The 16,296-nt window shown below is 32.0% G+C and carries 18 protein-coding genes; all 18 read left to right on the top strand.

What is annotated here, in order from left to right:
* Positions 1-164: 164 nt before the first annotated feature.
* On the top strand, positions 165-1,880 hold the full coding sequence (locus tag AB9K26_RS01025; RefSeq protein WP_369970675.1) for an amidohydrolase: 1,716 nt from the start codon (positions 165-167) through the stop codon (positions 1,878-1,880).
* 7 nt (positions 1,881-1,887) lie between these two features.
* Entirely contained in the window at positions 1,888-2,604 is a 717-nt protein-coding gene (locus tag AB9K26_RS01020; RefSeq protein ID WP_369970674.1) for a hypothetical protein, read from the top strand.
* 192 nt (positions 2,605-2,796) lie between these two features.
* On the top strand, positions 2,797-3,426 hold the full coding sequence (locus AB9K26_RS01015; protein ID WP_369970673.1) for a hypothetical protein: 630 nt from the start codon (positions 2,797-2,799) through the stop codon (positions 3,424-3,426).
* A 268-nt stretch (positions 3,427-3,694) separates the two neighbouring features.
* On the top strand, positions 3,695-4,258 hold the full coding sequence (locus AB9K26_RS01010) for a TetR/AcrR family transcriptional regulator (RefSeq protein WP_349664796.1): 564 nt from the start codon (positions 3,695-3,697) through the stop codon (positions 4,256-4,258).
* A 51-nt stretch (positions 4,259-4,309) separates the two neighbouring features.
* Positions 4,310-4,759: a DUF2798 domain-containing protein gene (locus AB9K26_RS01005; RefSeq protein ID WP_349664794.1), complete on the top strand. Its 450-nt coding sequence runs from the start codon at positions 4,310-4,312 to the stop codon at positions 4,757-4,759.
* Between the two features lie 13 nt (positions 4,760-4,772).
* The gene (locus AB9K26_RS01000; protein WP_349664792.1) at positions 4,773-5,330 is read left to right on the top strand and encodes a carboxymuconolactone decarboxylase family protein; all 558 of its coding nucleotides are present in this window, start codon (positions 4,773-4,775) and stop codon (positions 5,328-5,330) included.
* Positions 5,331-5,392: 62 nt separating this feature from the next.
* Complete coding sequence (locus AB9K26_RS00995; protein ID WP_349664790.1) at positions 5,393-5,815, top strand: hypothetical protein; 423 nt, start codon at positions 5,393-5,395, stop codon at positions 5,813-5,815.
* Positions 5,816-5,903: 88 nt separating this feature from the next.
* Positions 5,904-6,596 carry a haloacid dehalogenase type II gene (locus AB9K26_RS00990; RefSeq protein ID WP_349664788.1) on the top strand — a complete coding sequence of 231 codons (693 nt, stop codon included), beginning with the start codon at positions 5,904-5,906 and terminating at the stop codon, positions 6,594-6,596.
* A 109-nt stretch (positions 6,597-6,705) separates the two neighbouring features.
* Complete coding sequence (locus AB9K26_RS00985) at positions 6,706-7,467, top strand: hypothetical protein (RefSeq protein WP_369970672.1); 762 nt, start codon at positions 6,706-6,708, stop codon at positions 7,465-7,467.
* A 345-nt stretch (positions 7,468-7,812) separates the two neighbouring features.
* Complete coding sequence (locus AB9K26_RS00980) at positions 7,813-8,244, top strand: hypothetical protein (protein WP_369970671.1); 432 nt, start codon at positions 7,813-7,815, stop codon at positions 8,242-8,244.
* Positions 8,245-8,469: 225 nt separating this feature from the next.
* Positions 8,470-9,123, top strand: coding sequence for a hypothetical protein (locus tag AB9K26_RS00975; protein WP_369970670.1), 654 nt, complete (start codon positions 8,470-8,472; stop codon positions 9,121-9,123).
* A gap of 247 nt (positions 9,124-9,370) precedes the next feature.
* Positions 9,371-9,859: a hypothetical protein gene (locus tag AB9K26_RS00970; protein ID WP_369970669.1), complete on the top strand. Its 489-nt coding sequence runs from the start codon at positions 9,371-9,373 to the stop codon at positions 9,857-9,859.
* A 316-nt stretch (positions 9,860-10,175) separates the two neighbouring features.
* Positions 10,176-11,273, top strand: coding sequence for an ImmA/IrrE family metallo-endopeptidase (locus AB9K26_RS00965; RefSeq protein WP_369970668.1), 1,098 nt, complete (start codon positions 10,176-10,178; stop codon positions 11,271-11,273).
* Positions 11,273-11,839 (top strand): DUF4411 family protein, encoded by a 567-nt coding sequence (locus AB9K26_RS00960; protein ID WP_369970667.1) that lies wholly within the window; start codon positions 11,273-11,275, stop codon positions 11,837-11,839. Before AB9K26_RS00965 ends, AB9K26_RS00960 begins: the two co-directional genes overlap by 1 nt.
* Positions 11,840-12,057: 218 nt before the next feature.
* Positions 12,058-12,600 carry an STM3941 family protein gene (locus AB9K26_RS00955; RefSeq protein ID WP_369970666.1) on the top strand — a complete coding sequence of 181 codons (543 nt, stop codon included), beginning with the start codon at positions 12,058-12,060 and terminating at the stop codon, positions 12,598-12,600.
* A gap of 614 nt (positions 12,601-13,214) precedes the next feature.
* Positions 13,215-13,871, top strand: a complete 657-nt coding sequence (locus AB9K26_RS00950; protein WP_369970665.1) for a hypothetical protein — start codon at positions 13,215-13,217, stop codon at positions 13,869-13,871.
* Positions 13,858-14,589: a PIN domain-containing protein gene (locus tag AB9K26_RS00945; RefSeq protein ID WP_369970664.1), complete on the top strand. Its 732-nt coding sequence runs from the start codon at positions 13,858-13,860 to the stop codon at positions 14,587-14,589. The genes AB9K26_RS00950 and AB9K26_RS00945 overlap by 14 nt, the downstream gene beginning before the upstream one ends.
* A gap of 222 nt (positions 14,590-14,811) precedes the next feature.
* Positions 14,812-15,654 (top strand): hypothetical protein, encoded by an 843-nt coding sequence (locus AB9K26_RS00940; protein WP_369970663.1) that lies wholly within the window; start codon positions 14,812-14,814, stop codon positions 15,652-15,654.
* The last annotated feature ends 642 nt before the right edge of the window (positions 15,655-16,296 follow it).

The following is a 16,296-nucleotide window of genomic DNA, read 5'->3' as shown; positions in this document are numbered from 1 at the left end:
TTCAATAAAATGGCAATCCACGATAGCTGCGCCATCTAATTGACAAACAATGCCATGATGCCAACAGTCCAATATCATGGCATTTTTATCCATTTTATTGTATCTTCGTTATCATACCTGAACTGCGTTTAGCAGGTCGTTAGCATTAATTAAAACCAAAGAATATGAAAACAAAAAAAACCTTGTTACTTATTTTGGGAATATGTCTATTATTCTCTTGTAAAGAAAAAGAAAAACAACAATTAGAAAATAATGCTGTTGTATATTATGGTGGAGACATTCTCACTATGGTAGGGGAAAATCCTGAATATGCCGAAGCGGTTGTAGTTAGGGACGGTGAAATTTTATTTGTAGGTGGCTCTAATGAAGCTATGGAAATAGCAGGAAACGGGCATCAAATGATAGACTTGAAAGGCAAAACCTTAATGCCAAGCTTTATCGACCCACATTCTCATTTTATTAATTCTTTAGGAATGAGTAGTCAGGCCAATTGCTCACCTTCCCCTGTAGGTGAAGCAGATGATGTAGCTGGTATTGTAAAAGCGTTACAAAATCTTAAAACCGAAAAAAGCATACCTGACGGCCAATTGATAATGGGCTATGGCTATGATGATACGGTAATGCCTGAAGGCCAATTATTGAATCGTGATGACTTGGATGACGCTTTTCCAGACAACCCCGTAATGGTTATACATGTTTCTTTACACGGTGCCGTTCTAAATTCTAAAGCTATGGAACAGTTTGGAATTTCCAAAGAAACTGAAACCCCACCCGGAGGTATTATTGTTAGAAAACCTGGAACCAACGAACCCTATGGTTTAATTATGGAAACGGCCTTTTTACCCATCTTCGCGAAATTACCCAAACCCTCAGCCGAAGAAGAAATGGAACAGTTAAAGGATGGTCAAATGATTTATGCCGCAGCGGGCATTACAACCGCTCAAGAAGGTGCATCACATTTGGCAGATGTTGAAATTTTGCAAAAAGGTGCTAATAATGGTGCCTTGTTTATTGATGTTGTTTCCTATCCTTTTATCACTGAATTCGATACGATCTTTAAACTTTATAGTGCTGATGATTTTGGCAAATACAATAATGGATTAAAACTCGGTGGTATTAAAATAACCATAGATGGCTCGCCACAAGGGCGAACAGCATTATTTACAACGCCCTATTTAACTGGTGGCCCTAGTGGTGAAGAAAACTGGTTAGGAGAATCCACATTCTCACAGGATGAAGTAAACCAAATGCTGAAAAATGTGTATGATAAAGGTTTACAGTCAACTTTTCATGCCAATGGTGATGGCGCCATAGATATGTGTATAAAAGCGCATGAATTTGCAAGCGATGGAGACCCAACCAAAGAACGCAGAACTACAATAATCCATTCCCAGTTTGTGCGTCCAGACCAATTAGATAAATATGTGGAGTACAAAATGATTCCATCGCTTTATACTGAACATACCTTCTTTTTTGCAGATGCACATATTAAAAATAGAGGTTTAGAGCAAGCGTCTTTTATTAGCCCAATGAAAACTGCAATTTCAAAAGGTTTAAAACCTACTAATCACACAGATTTCAATGTAGCACCTATAGACCAAATGATGGTCGTTTGGACGGCCGTAAACAGAGTTTCAAGAAATGGTGAAGTTATAGGTCCAGACGAGAGGATTTCGCCATATCAAGCTCTACAAGCAATTACCACCAATGCGTCTTATCAGTATTTTGAAGAGGATAAAAAAGGGACTTTAGAAAAAGGCAAACTAGCAGATTTAGTTATTCTAAACAGTAATCCCCTGAAAGTAGACCCGATGAAAATAAAAGATATCAAAGTATTAGAAACCATTAAAGAGGGAAAATCTATCTACAAAAAAAATTAAATAAGTGATGAAAAAAACATATACAATTATAGGTTTGTTGTTTTCTCTATGCTTTCAATACGCACAAGCACAAGATACTTCGGTAGAAATAGACCCTTCTAAGCCTACCAATCTTTACACACAAATAAATACGCTAGGAGAGTACAACGCCTATGATGGTTTTGCTACCTATGGCACTAGACTTAATTTTCAATATGCCTTCAACCCTGATAACCTTTTATTAGCAGAAATACCACTTTTGCATAATGATGCTACAAATAGGTTTGGGCTATCAGATGTAAGAGTGCGTTACTTTAATGCCGTAAAGCGAAATATATCAAACACTGTCATTGCCATTGCGCCGTTTGCTGACATTACGATTCCAACAGGTTCTGTTGAAAATGGACTCGGTTCAGACACTTGGTCTTTAGCAGCTGGAGCGGTAGTCGGTATTGTTTTAAACAAAAATATATCACTATTCCCAGGGGTTAATTATGTGTATTTAACCGAACCTAAAGAAAGTGGTTTCGGGTTTCAAACGAATATGAGCTTGAAGTTTAGTAAACAAGCATTTGTTTTTTTAAATCCTATTGTTACTATGTTTGATTTTGACACTATTTGGCAAGCTGAAGTTAACTTCAACTACATAATTACCCCAAATAAATTTAAAGTCAACGCAGGCTGGTTTCCAAATTTTACAAATGACATCAATACAATGAGAGTAGGTGCAACTTTTTTTCTTTAAGAAAGATGAAATATGGTTTATAGAAATACTATGTACTTAGATTAAATAATAACTATTGCCAACAATGGTTATAAGTAATTGCTGGTTCTAGCCTACTTACGAAAATCCTCGTGGATTTTCAGTTTGGTGTACTTGCAAAGTTAAGTACTAAACCACGCAACTACTCATAGCCCAACCGTTGGCAAACATTAGATGAAAACCCGAACAATAAAAAAAGGTTGTGGAATAATATTAATAATTCTGATAGTTTTAATTATCGGATTTTTTTGGGCTTTTAATGAAGCGTTTGGAGAAAAAAAATATTCTGTGACAATTGAACAAAATATCGGAGGAAAATTAATCTGTGATGTAACATATTCTGCCGACCTTCAATCTTGGTATTATTTCATTGATTACAAATATGAGAATCCGAAAGGAGAAATATTCGACTTTGGAAAAGGACTTTATCAAGGAGTTGAATGGAATGAAAATGACCAACTTTTTGAATTTAAAAACTGGACAATATTACCAACTGAAACTGATTTTGGTTCAATCAAAATAATTTCGTTTGACTTAAAATCAAATAAAAAATCTGAACTAATAATTGAATCTCATTCAATACAAAAAGATAGTATTTGGAAATCAAAAAATATTGAATCAGTACTTATGTGGTCACCATCAAAAGTGGAACTTGACACAATAAATAAGAATAAAATTAAAGTGAAATATACATTCAGAATTGACCGTGAAAATCCCGACAATTTAGGAACTCGATTAATCGAATATGAATTAGATAGTTTAGACGGAATTCCGAAAATGAAAAGTATAAGAAATAAAAAATAACGATTTGCCAACACCGTGTATAATTCATTGTTCGGTTTGTGTGTACTCGGAAAATTCCTGCGGAATTTCCCTCTGATTTGTTTTCTTTTTGCTAACTTAGTGCTAGCCAACACAACGAAATCATACACAATCACGTTGTACCCAATTACCCAAAACCACAACTTCCTTACTCAATTTCAACCAAATAGATAGAAAATCAAAAATAAAAGTTAAAATATTTTTTTATTTCTAACCGATTGTTTAGTTTTGTCCTATAATTAAATATCAAATGCCAAGAACAAAGAAATATAACGAAACAGAAGTAATTGAAAAAGCTATGAATTTATTCTGGCGAAATGGTTACGAAACTACTTCTATGCAGATGCTTGAGAAAGAAATGGGAATTAATAAATTTTCAATCTATTCAAGTTTTGGTAGTAAGAATGGTGTATTTCTTGAAAGTTTAAAATGTTATAAGCAAAAGCTAAACAAGCTCATAAATGAATTAAAGTCTACTCAAAAAGGTATTTTAGGAATTAAACAATACTTCTACGACTTTATTGAATTCACAAAAGAAACAGAATTCGGTAAAGGTTGTTTAGTAACCAACACAGCAAATGAAATTGGAGAAGATGCAGACGAACAGATAAAAGAATCTTTGGCAAAATTTACAAATGAGGTAAAACTTGTATTTGCTAATATTTTAAAACAAGATAAAACTAAAGATATTGCAACGATTGAACAACAAGCTGATTTTCTAATTATATCTATGTTTGGCTTATCTTCTGCTACAAGAATATTTAACAAAACTCAATTAGATAATTATATAGAGAACATATTTAAAAACACTTAACATTTTTTTTAACCCATAACTAACCGATTGTTTAGTTATAAAATTATTCAAATGAAACAAAAGCTAAAGAAATTTAAAATTTTACCAATGTTATTAATAGTTATTACAGGTTTATTAACCTATAAAAAAATTAATCCTAATCAAGAATTTATTTCTCATTGGTTACAATTTTATGCTATTGCCTTTTTTCTAGTAATACCTATTGCAATTCTATTAATAACATTCGTAGGTAAATCTGTGGACAAATATTTGGCAGAGAAACACATATTGGTTCAAGGAATCGCTAACGTACTTCCTGTTATATTAATAATTGGAACATTAATGACAGGTATATCTGTTTTGGTAATCGACAAACCTCAATCTTTATTATCAATGTTATCTATTTGGAATAAAGAATTAATAAAAAATACACCAATTCTACTAACCATAATATTAATTGTAGGATTAATTATAAAACCACTTTCAATAAAGAGAATACAAAGAAAATCAATAAATCAGTAAAAAAATTAAAATTATGACAACATTAAAAATCCACAACATCGAAACAGCACCAGAAGGTAGCAAAGCTTTATTAGAGCAATCTCAAAAACAAAATGGAATGATTCCAGGTTTACACGGAGTTTTAGCTGGAGCACCAGGAATATTAGAAGCATACCAAACTTTGCACAAACTGTTCACACAATCTTCATTTAACAAAGAAGAATTAACGGTAGTTTGGCAAACTATAAACGTAGAGCACGAATGTCATTATTGTGTACCAGCACATACAGGAATTGCTAATATGATGAAAGTAGATTCATCTTTAAGCGAAGCGTTGAGAAACAGAACAGCTATGCCAACAGAAAAGTTACAAGTCTTACACGATTTTACTTTAAAGATTGTACGCAATCGTGGACACGTAACACAAGATGATTTGAATACATTTTATGCAGCAGGTTATGAAGAAAGGCAAGTTTTGGAAATCATTTTAGGTTTATCACAAAAAGTGATAAGTAATTATACTAATCATATTGCAAATACACCTGTAGATGCACCTTTTCAAAAATTTGCTTGGAAAGCAGAAACAGTTTAATTCTAACCCAATAAGATAAGTTCAGACCAATGGTTTGAACTTATCTATTTTAAAATTTAATTATGAAAAAATCAGTAAAAATAGCCACTGGAATTTTAGGTTTTTTTATGCTAATTCCCGGATTAGCAAAATTCACTGAACCATTTAAAACTTTCATCTATGAACATCTAACTATTATAGGGTTTCCATTCCCAGACCTAATGCAATATGTCGTAAAATTTAGTGAAATCGGAATTGGATTGGTTTTAATTTACTTGACATTTAAAGGAAATACTTTAAGTTCTTCATTAAGGAATAAAATCTTCTATTTAGGTAACTTATCAATAATTGCTATGATGGTAGTCGCTGTTTATACACATCTTCATCCAGATGTTCCTGCTGAAGTATTACCAATGGAATTTAAACCACCAATAATGCCAATTGGTTATATTCTTTTAGTGATTTATAATTTGTACTTATTTAGAAGCAGTAATGAAAAGCAATAGAAGGAATTTCATAAAAAACCTTGGAGTATTAGGGACTTCATCAATTTTAGCACCTAATATTATTATAGGACAAACAAATAAAAGTAATATGAAAACTATCAATAAAGAAAGACCTAAAGTTTTGTTTTTCGATGTAAATGAAACCTTATTGGATTTAACACAAATGAAACAACAAGTTGGAGAAGCACTAAACGGAAAAGAAGATTTACTTTCGCTTTGGTTTACAACAATGCTACAGTATTCTTTGGTTACTTCGGCAAGCGGTCAATATGATCATTTTGGAAATATTGGTGCCGCAACACTTCAAATGGTAGCCGCAAATAATAATATTACGATTTCAGAAAATAAAGCACGTGAAATTATTTTAAATGCCTTACGAGGTTTACCTGCACATCCAGAAGTAAAAGGTGCGTTAAATCAATTAAAAGAAAACGGATACAAATTAGTATCATTTACAAATTCATCTAATGAAGGTGTAAAAAAACAATTTGAAAGTGCTGGATTAACCGAGTATTTTGATGAACGATTAAGCGTTGAAGAAGTTGGAAAATTCAAGCCATTTAGAGAAACTTATGAATGGGGAGCAAGGAAAATGGGAGTAAAACCCAATGAAGCAATGTTAATTGCAGCACACGGTTGGGATGTTGCAGGTGCATTATGGGCAGGTTGGAGAGCTGCATTCATCAGCCGACAAGGACAGCAAATATTTCCACTAGCACCTAAAACCGAAATTGCAGAATCGGATTTACAAAAAACAGCAGATATACTAATTGAATATTGATAAGTTGACTAAAAAATAACTGGGTACAACAACGTATATAAAAAATAGCAGTTAAGAGCTAAATTTAAAGTTTGGTTCATTTCTGCTATCTTTGTTTTTAAACTGAAAAATGGCACATATAAATCTGCTACTTTTCATATACAAGACCGTTGTAAAACATTTAGAAGAAACATTGAATACTCAAGAAAATAACAACAAACCATTTGACATTGAAGGAGAAGTTTATCTTCCAGCTTGGAAAGGATTTCAAAGCAGAAAAGGTATTTATGGATCAAAAGACTCATCTGCTGAAACTGATTGTGTTTTTGATTATGTTGTTGGAGGTGATTCAACTTTAATTTTGGATAAACCCAAAGATTATCAATATAATGCATATAATTATGTAATTGAAAATCAAGAAACAATTAAGGAAATAATACTCGTCGCTCTATTGAAAAAATACCCTGAAATTCAAAACACTTATGACTATGAGCCTGATGAAAAAGAAGAAATAATGCCAGATATCTCAAATATCAATGAGTTTAAAACGTTAATTGGATTATCTAGATTACATTTTGTAAATGTCCATAAAGACAATGTTGGTTATGTAGGTTTTGAATTTGGTTGTGAATGGGATGACGAACACGGATTAGGTATAATGACTTACATGGACCGAGTTATAAAAATAGGTGGTGCTGATTGTTCATTTCTGCAATGGGTTGCAGAAGAAGATTTATCTGAAAAAGAACTGGAAGTTCTTGAAAAAGAACAAAACTTGGAATTTAAAAAACAACAAGAGGAAAAGATACGATTGGAAGAGGATTTTATTAATAATAAAGTGATAAAACCCTATAAAGAAAAGAAAACCCATTGGTGGAAGTTTTGGAAATAAAACGTTTTACAACAACGTGTATAGTTTATTGCTTAATAATGAACCGCATTAAAATTTCGAAATAATATTTATATCTTTAGTTAGCGGAAAAATAACAAGGCAAGCCTAGCTATTTTTTCTCCAGCGGATTTTTCGCCGCAAGCGGCTCATCCGAAGCCAAAACAGCTTCGGCTCAATCCGCAACACACCATACACGAACACGTTGTACGCAATTTGAACAACTATTCGCGGAATTAATGCCTATAACGATGAACTTGAAAAATACCTAAATAAAAGAAACGGAGAGGGTTGGCAAAAAAAATGTAAAGCGGAAATGGAATTGTTGATTAAAAATAATAGGCTGGAATGAACAAAAAGTTAAACATCTTTTTAGGAGTTTTAGGAATAGGTGTTATTGCAATATTTGGAGTAATAACTTTTGGACTTTACCTAATGGATGGAGAAGATAGATATGGAGATTTAGTTTATTTTAATCAAAAAGTTAAGGATGGAGATATAATCTTTCGATGTGAATATTCTGGAGAATTAGGGCAAACAATTAATTTTAATGAATTCGGAATAATAGAAAAATCTTGGGGAAATGTTTACGTATGGGACAATCAAAACACAATTAAACAAGACCTTTACGATTGGGCTGGAAAAGGAAATGGAGAACGAGTAAGAGTTTTTAGAATAAAAAAATCTGACTTTGACATAAATAAAGCAGAATTAAAAAACGGAACATATAATTATTTAATGAATTCTGATAAATTACAATTCGTAACAGAAAATTATTAATAAACTGCGTACAACACCGTGTATAACTAATTACTCGTTTTGTGTGTACTCGGAAAATCCTACGGATTTTCCTAATGGTTCGCTCCTTTTTACTAACTTAGTTCCAACCAACGCAACTAGCCATACACAAAACCGTTGCCAACAATTTTGAAAAACAATTTGCTTAAAATATTTTTAGTTTTATTCTTTCTCTTATCAAATCAGATCTTTTCACAAAAATTTGAAATGAAAATTGATTCTATTTTGGATTTAGAAATCAAAGAGTTGAAAGAAAATGGAGCGAATGAAATTGGATACACAAAAAGCACCTGCATAAACTACGGTGTTTATTCTACCGCTTACTTGTTTTGGAAAATAAATGATTCGACATTTATACAAAAGTTTAAACATTCTGAATATAACAAAGACTCAACACAAAAATCCGAGCGAATTCAAATCATTGATTCTGTTTTTTTTAGTTTCTATAATATTCATGAAAAAAGCCTGAAAAGTGAGAATGTTGAAAATTTTAAAAGTAAACCTGATTCAATTGTTGGAAACATGACTTACTCAAGTCGAGTCACAATTTCTCACTCTTGTTATAGACATTTCGTAGTAAAATCAGGAAATGAGAACTTTCACAAGCAGTTTAATCGTTTCGATTTAAAAGAGTATAACGAAGAAAAAGTTCATGCTTCAAAAAGGAAATACACAAAGGAGGAAATAAAAAAATGGAAAGAAAGAGGTTGGGAATTAGATGAATACAAAATAATTCACGAGAATTTTCCTATTAGGAATATTAACTACCAACATAACAAAGAATTGAAAATAGTAGAATGGGATAAAGTCATTTCTAAATTTATCGAATATTTAGAAACAAAAAACACTTTCGATTTTTAATAATGTGCCAAAACAGTTGGCAACAACGTGTATAGTGTATTGCTTCGAATTTTTCCAGCGGAAAAATTCTCACTTTAATTAACTATATTTATTTCATGGAACATTTCGTTGGCTCAACCTCACGCTTTTGTTTCCAACGCGGAATTTTCGCCAGTCAAGCTGGCTCATCCAAACGCAAAAGCGCTCGGCTGAAATCCCGCAACACACCATACACGAACACGTTGTGTGTAATGTAAAAAAGCCGTGAATGAAAAAAATCTACCAACGAATTGAATATTTAGGATACTATGAAATTATAGGAGGAATATTCGGATTAATACTCATTACTTTAAACGTTTATGATAAATTGAATTCAAACGGATTTTTCATTTTTTCGCTTTCATTATTTATCACACTATGCGGAATTTCCATTTATAGCGGAATTTTGCTCATTCAAAAAAAATATCAGAAAGGATTAAACCTATCTCTTTTTTCACAAGCGACTCAAGTCATTAGTTTTATATTATTTGGTTACATTTTTGACTTTGCAATCGGATTTTATCTTCGAATAACGACTGAATTGACGAATGACACTATAGTTGGACTTGACTTTGGATTTGCGAATTGGAGTTTATCTCGAAATGCAAATCCTGACATAATAGAATTGAATATAAATATTGTAGCAATAATTCTGTTATTATTCATAGCTAAATCAGCTGATCGAATAAAAGCCAAATTGAAAAAAGAAAATGACTGAATTAAACACTACACACAACAACGTGTATAGTCCATGCTTGCCTCCTACTTCATAGAAAAAATACTATCTTTAGACAAACAAATGGTTTTATCGGAAAATTGGCAAGTCACAGCCTTGCTATTTTCCTCCAACGGATTTTTCGCCGCAAGCGGCTCATCCAAGCAAAAAATTGCTCGGCTGAAAATCCGCACAAACCATACACGAACACGTTGTACGCAAGCTTAAAAGAAATTGTAACTTTGCAATAATATTTGGAACAAAATTGAAAGTAGAACATAACATATCTAGAATAAAACATTTACTTGAAATGTACAGAATGAACTCGCAAGAGTTCTTAGAAAAAATTAGTGATGGTCTTAAAAAACCAATTACTAAAGAAGATGTGTTTGGTAATGAAATAAAAGTCTCCTATTTGAAAAGGATTGACAAAATCTTTGAAAAAGGATTACATTATTACCTAGACCCAAAGGCACCTGAAAAATCCAAAGAAGCAAGTGTTTTTTTTAGAAAACAGAACTTTCAAAACGATGAATTAAATCTTGGCGCAATAAAAATTGTCAATCAATTTGAAGAACTGAAATTATCACTTTCTGCTATTGCAAAGCTATCGGATTTAGATTTTAAAAGAAGCATAAAGAAATACTCAATTTCCGACGATCCCAAGAAAATAGCTTTTAAGGCTAGAAAAGCTATATATCCAAAGTTTGACAACAATAGACGAAATTTTTTAAAAGCACTAATTTCCTCTCTTGCTTCGAAAAACATTATGGTTTTTGAGTTTATAGAAACTTGGAATAAAAAAGAAAAGGCAAACATTGATGGTTTTTATTTAAAGCCAAATATGATTGTGCTTAAAAGACATCAATCATTTTCAAGAGAAATATTTACTCTAGCTCACGAACTTGGTCATTATCTACTTGATGAAGAGGAAATAGAAGAAATAAACTATTCTGTATTTAATAAAAACCTTTCTGCAATCGAAAAATGGTGTAATGATTTCGCCTTTTTCTTTTTATCAGGTGAGTATGCCAATACACTTGATCTTCTAGATTCTGCATCAGCAAAAAATGATTACCATCATGACTTTATTGAATTTGTGTCAAAAAACACACACTTAAGTCAACTTGCTATTTTTACCAGACTTCTCTACAAAGGAAAGATTTCACAGAAAAATTATTCCTTAGTTAGAGAAGAATTTGAGGAATTATTTCGTCAAAAACAAGCAGAAAAAGAAAGAGAAAAACTTTTACTTAAAGAGAAAGGCATAAAACAGAGAGGATCAGTAGCTAAACCTATTCCTTCTCCATTATTTGTTTCAACTATTCAAACCGCTTACTACGAAGGCGTTTTAAACGAATATGAGGTTTGCAAAAAATTGAATATTAAACCTGAAAAACTAGAAAAGTATATTTGATGAAAGTAATAATAGACACAAGTTCTTTACTGTCCTTGGTTCGTTATTACTTACCATTTGACAAAAAAAACAAACTATTCAAATTCATAAAAAAAGAGATTGAAAATGGCAATATCATTGTAATTGATGCTGTTTATCAAGAATGTGAATATACTTCCAAGGGAATTGTTCTTAAAACATTGGATTATCTTAAAGAAAAAGATTTTAAAAAAACCTATAAACTTCCATTAAAAACAAAAGATTTATTACCTCCTTCTACAAAGAAATTTTATAATCTATTAAACGATAATTTTAGAACTCCTTTATCTAGAAGACTTAATGAAGCAGAGTTTGAAGAACGAAAAAAAGAATTTTTGGAAACAGCCGATGCTAGAATGATAATTTTAGCTCTAATCAAAAAAGGAGAAAAAGAAGATGTCACAATTATTACTGAAGAAAGTGAAATTGGCAATGATCATAAGGCATTTAAAAAGATTCCTGCTTTATGCAAAATATTAAAAATTAATGTGATGACACTGCCTGAACTACTTGATACTTTTGAAGGTATTGACGTTGAGTTTAAGTAAAAGCCAGCGTACAACAACGTGTATAGCTAACGCGGCAGATGGTTAAGAAGAAGAATTTTTCTTACTTTTAAGCTAAACAAAAAACCGAAAAACCACGACCGCTCAGCTGTCGCGCTTTTCCCAAACGGAATTTTCGCCAGTCGCAGACTGGCTCATCCCAGCGCAAAGCGCTCGGCTGAAATTCCGCGCAATCCATACACGAACACGTTGGGCACAATATGATATCTAAATCAAATACCATTAAGATTAAACTCAACAAGTTAAAAATTACACTAATAGCTTTTGGATCTTTGCTTTTTGTAATATTTGGTATTGGAATTTCATACAAAGCTGGTTTTAAAATTAGTTCTGTTAATTTATTTCCAATTATCATCGGAACAATCAGCATTATCTTTTTTGGAATGGCATTAATATCAATGATATCTAAATTATTTGATCAAAGACCAGGTCTCATAATCAGTGATAAAGGAATTTTTGATAACTCAAGTGCAGTTGGTGGTCAACTAATTAAATGGAGAGATGTTTCTGGATTTGATATAACAAATATCAATAACAATGTCTTTATACTCATTTTTGTACAAAATCCTGAGGAATACCTTTCGAATGCAAACCTTTTCAAAAAATTTTGGATGAAACTGAACGGAAAATTTTATGGAACTCCATTATTTGTGGCCACTAAATTTTTAAAGTGTGATTCTGCAGAATTATACATTACAATCCAAAAAGAATCTGAAAAATACTGTGCCCAACAACGTGTATAGCGTATTGCTTCGAATTTTTCCATCGGAAAAATTCTCACATTATTTAACTATATTTATTTCAGAAAACATTTCGTTAGCTCAGTCTCTCGCTTTTGTTTTCCAACGCGGAATTTTCGCCAGTCAAGCTGGCTCATCCTAACGCAAAAGCGTTCGGCTGAAATCCCGCAACACACCATACACGAACACGTTAGCAACAATAGCACAAAACGAAAATTTCACTTCCACTCTATTCTGTAGTTACTAAATCGGAATGATCTGAAAATGGGTTCAACTTTAAGCGGAATTTTTCTCTGTTAATTCCAAAAAGGCAACCTAAATGCCAAATGGTCGATTCCTCTCATCGAAACTGGCGGAATCTTTGGCAAATCAGTTAAGTTCTGGTCGGCATTCTGATTCGGTTGCGTTGGGATTCTCAGCTATGTTATGTTCTAAATCAAAAGTTCTGGCTGTGCTACTATAGCTAACAACGTGTAAAGTTCATTACTTCTGCATTTTTCCAGCGGAAAAATTTGAAGTCGAGAATTTCTTGGACTATTTTATTTAACTTTAGCAAAAACCAACCGTAACGAAACCATACACGAACACGTTATGCACAAGTTAAGAAACTAAATTAAATGAAAACTTATCAAAATTTAGAAATTCACATTGAAGATAATAGAAACTCTGATTTCATTAATGACTTAAAGAAATTAGTATCTGAATCAAACTGGAAATTAAGACAGGACTTTGTTGATAATTATAAAAAAAATACATTCAGCAAAGAAAAAGAAATACTATGTGTAGAGTCTCCTGAGTTTGATTTCGTAGAAGAAAAAATAAAAGGAGCCGTTTGGATATGGGATTATAATGGTTTTTTCGAAGTTTTCAACATAATACCATTAATAGGTCATAATCTTGACTACGACCAATATAACTTCATTTTAAATGCATTTAATCTAACGTTTATTCAGAATTTAGGCAAAAAGTATGAAGCCAAAATTATTATCAGTGAGCCAGTCAAAAAGCTAATTAATTCTATTGGTGATGATGCATTTAATGCTCTAAAATCTTTTTCAATTGGGGCAAACAAAACTACTGGGAATACTCACCCCTACGATTTTAAACGATGGTGTGACTTTATCTTCATAGTTTTCCGAAATAAAATTAAACTCGATGTTGATGAGTTAATTTTTTGGCTTGAAGAAAATGGCTGGGACAGCGACATGGCTAATAGGCTTGGTTTAGAATTTGAGTACTCATTAAATCTTTTAGAGAACTATGAGCGAAATTAATGGAGCCATCAGCATAAGCATCAATCATTTTGTAACAAATGTTTATGTGCCAAATAAAAAACCAATTTTGTTTTGGGATACTTGTTCATTATTAGAAATAATAAGATTTCTTTACAGAAAAGGTGATGTAAACTCATATCGAATTTTAAACAAAATTAATGGACTTATTCAGTCTGATGATTTACATTCAATAGCATCCTTTTTGACGGTCCAAGAATGGAATGATCATCAACAAGATGTTATAAATGAAATTGAAAATTCTCTAATTAAAACTGGTACATATCATAAAAATACTATTGATACAATTAATGAGATAAATACAACAACATACCAATCGGAAAGAATAGATAATAAAAATTTGTTAAACGATTTGGAAAGATTAGCTGATGATATTATTTCAAAAACCCATTTTATAGAATCAGCTGAAATAGCTGATAAAGCACTTCAACGTGTTGCACTAAAAATAGCACCTTCCAATAAAAAAAACGAATTCAAAGATTGTGCAGTCTGGGAAACAATGATTTTGTTATCAGAAAGAATTAATAATGTTAATCAACCTGGAGACAATCAAAATAAAATATTTTATTCAGTAAATACAGATGATTTTGTTGATAAAAGTAGAGAACCCAAACAATTTTATGCTAGACTTTTAACCGAAGCTTCTGTAGTTGATTTAATCTGTTGTTCTAAATTGGATGAAGTGAATAATAAAATTTAAAAAACCAGTGCATAACACCGTGTAAAGTTAATTGCTACTGATGGCTAAGTAGAAGATTTTTTCTTACTTTTAAACTAAACATAAAAACTGAAAAACCACGACCGCTCAGCCGTCGCGCTTTTTCCCAACGGAATTTTCGCCAGTCGCAGACTGGCTCACCCAAACGCAAAGCGCTCGGCTGAAATTCCGCAACAAACCTTACACGAACACGTTGGCAATAATTTGAAAAAATTAGTTTACATATCGAACTTTCTGCTTATTCTATTGGTCTTTTCTTGTGGGCAAAATTCATCTGAAAAAGAACTGGATGGAAATTGGCGTGAAATAGAAAATGAATACAGCACTTGGCATTTTTATCCTGACAGTCTTGTTTTAAAATTAACTGGAGAATCTGATGAAAAAACAGACTGGAAAGCGAACAAATCCCAAATTGAATTCGAAGTAGAGACTTTCGAACAGAATTCAGCTGGAAAATTTATTGATACTACAAACAAAATTCTAATCGACTATCAACTTTCGGACAAAAAGGATAGTCTTTTCGGAACATTGAAAAACAATTATGGTGTGCATAAATTTAGTATGCTAAAAACCGAAAACTATAATGAATATTTGAATAGAAAATTTGGAATTAAATTCACTTTACCAAAAAACGATTCGACTGAATTAATAAAAGTAGACCCAATTTATGGAATGAAAATCTTCATTAGTTTGGAAAATAATCAAATGATTGGAAAAACTGAATTTTCTAATTCTCTAAAAAATTTGGAAAGCGACATCAAAAGTTTTAGGGAGAAATTAGGAACTTTTTTTGGACCCAAAGATTGGCGGAATCAAAAGTTTTATTTGAGTGTTTATGCTGACGAAAAAATTACAGATTCAATTATTACTGAAAGTCTATCTGTGACAACCAAAAGTGACTTTTTTATAAATAATGATATTCCAAGACCACCGAATGATACAATGGCTATAAGAATTTTCAGAATATACGATGATGGAAAAATTAATAACGTTGGTTTTAGAAAAGCTAAAAGAATAAAAACTATTGCCAACACCGTGTATAATTAATTGCTTGTTTCTAGCCTACTTACGAATATTCCTGCGGAATATTCTATTCGGTTTTTATTTACTAAATTAGTTGCTTAAACCACGCAACTAACCATACACAAACACGTTACCAACAATAACGCAAAAACGAAAATCCCACTTCCACTCCATTATGTAGTTACTAAATTGAAATGATCTCAAATTCAGCTCAACCTTTAGCGGAATTTTTCATTGCTAACCCAAAAAGAGCAACCTAAATGCCAAGTGGTCGTTTCATCTCATCGAAACTGGCGGATTCTTGCGCAAACCAGCCAAACTTCGGTTGGCATTCTGATTCGGTTGCGTTGGGAAGTTCTGCCAGCCTTTTTTCTCAATCCAAAGTTCTGGCTGCGTTACAGTAGGTAACAATGTGTATAATTAATGCTCACATTTTCGTTATTGGAAAAACCTTATATTTAACAAACTGATTTACCACGACTGAAAATCATACGGATTCTCATTCGCACAAATCATACACTAAACCGTTACCAACAAAAGTGCAGAAATGTGATTCAGTCTACATTTTCGACTGAATTTACTCACATTTTAATTCTGATTTTTAAATCTTAATATGTTCGGATTTATCCTTTTTTGGCGAGTATCTATTCTTTTCGTTTCTAGCTT

The organism is Psychroserpens sp. XS_ASV72, from assembly GCF_041224425.1.
Classification (GTDB): domain Bacteria; phylum Bacteroidota; class Bacteroidia; order Flavobacteriales; family Flavobacteriaceae; genus Psychroserpens.
The sequence above is the reverse complement of the archived record's forward strand: the minus strand, read 5'-3'. Positions and strand labels throughout refer to the sequence as shown.

What these genes read in the sequence shown, in the direction of transcription:
- AB9K26_RS01025 (WP_369970675.1), top strand. Translation starts at nt 165, where the DNA reads ATGAAAACAAAAAAAACCTTGTTACTTATTTTGGGAATATGTCTATTA.
- AB9K26_RS01020 (WP_369970674.1), top strand. Translation starts at nt 1,888, where the DNA reads ATGAAAAAAACATATACAATTATAGGTTTGTTGTTTTCTCTATGCTTT.
- AB9K26_RS01015 (WP_369970673.1), top strand. Translation starts at nt 2,797, where the DNA reads ATGAAAACCCGAACAATAAAAAAAGGTTGTGGAATAATATTAATAATT.
- AB9K26_RS01010 (WP_349664796.1), top strand. Translation starts at nt 3,695, where the DNA reads ATGCCAAGAACAAAGAAATATAACGAAACAGAAGTAATTGAAAAAGCT.
- AB9K26_RS01005 (WP_349664794.1), top strand. Translation starts at nt 4,310, where the DNA reads ATGAAACAAAAGCTAAAGAAATTTAAAATTTTACCAATGTTATTAATA.
- AB9K26_RS01000 (WP_349664792.1), top strand. Translation starts at nt 4,773, where the DNA reads ATGACAACATTAAAAATCCACAACATCGAAACAGCACCAGAAGGTAGC.
- AB9K26_RS00995 (WP_349664790.1), top strand. Translation starts at nt 5,393, where the DNA reads ATGAAAAAATCAGTAAAAATAGCCACTGGAATTTTAGGTTTTTTTATG.
- AB9K26_RS00990 (WP_349664788.1), top strand. Translation starts at nt 5,904, where the DNA reads ATGAAAACTATCAATAAAGAAAGACCTAAAGTTTTGTTTTTCGATGTA.
- AB9K26_RS00985 (WP_369970672.1), top strand. Translation starts at nt 6,706, where the DNA reads ATGGCACATATAAATCTGCTACTTTTCATATACAAGACCGTTGTAAAA.
- AB9K26_RS00980 (WP_369970671.1), top strand. Translation starts at nt 7,813, where the DNA reads ATGAACAAAAAGTTAAACATCTTTTTAGGAGTTTTAGGAATAGGTGTT.
- AB9K26_RS00975 (WP_369970670.1), top strand. Translation starts at nt 8,470, where the DNA reads ATGAAAATTGATTCTATTTTGGATTTAGAAATCAAAGAGTTGAAAGAA.
- AB9K26_RS00970 (WP_369970669.1), top strand. Translation starts at nt 9,371, where the DNA reads ATGAAAAAAATCTACCAACGAATTGAATATTTAGGATACTATGAAATT.
- AB9K26_RS00965 (WP_369970668.1), top strand. Translation starts at nt 10,176, where the DNA reads ATGAACTCGCAAGAGTTCTTAGAAAAAATTAGTGATGGTCTTAAAAAA.
- AB9K26_RS00960 (WP_369970667.1), top strand. Translation starts at nt 11,273, where the DNA reads ATGAAAGTAATAATAGACACAAGTTCTTTACTGTCCTTGGTTCGTTAT.
- AB9K26_RS00955 (WP_369970666.1), top strand. Translation starts at nt 12,058, where the DNA reads ATGATATCTAAATCAAATACCATTAAGATTAAACTCAACAAGTTAAAA.
- AB9K26_RS00950 (WP_369970665.1), top strand. Translation starts at nt 13,215, where the DNA reads ATGAAAACTTATCAAAATTTAGAAATTCACATTGAAGATAATAGAAAC.
- AB9K26_RS00945 (WP_369970664.1), top strand. Translation starts at nt 13,858, where the DNA reads ATGAGCGAAATTAATGGAGCCATCAGCATAAGCATCAATCATTTTGTA.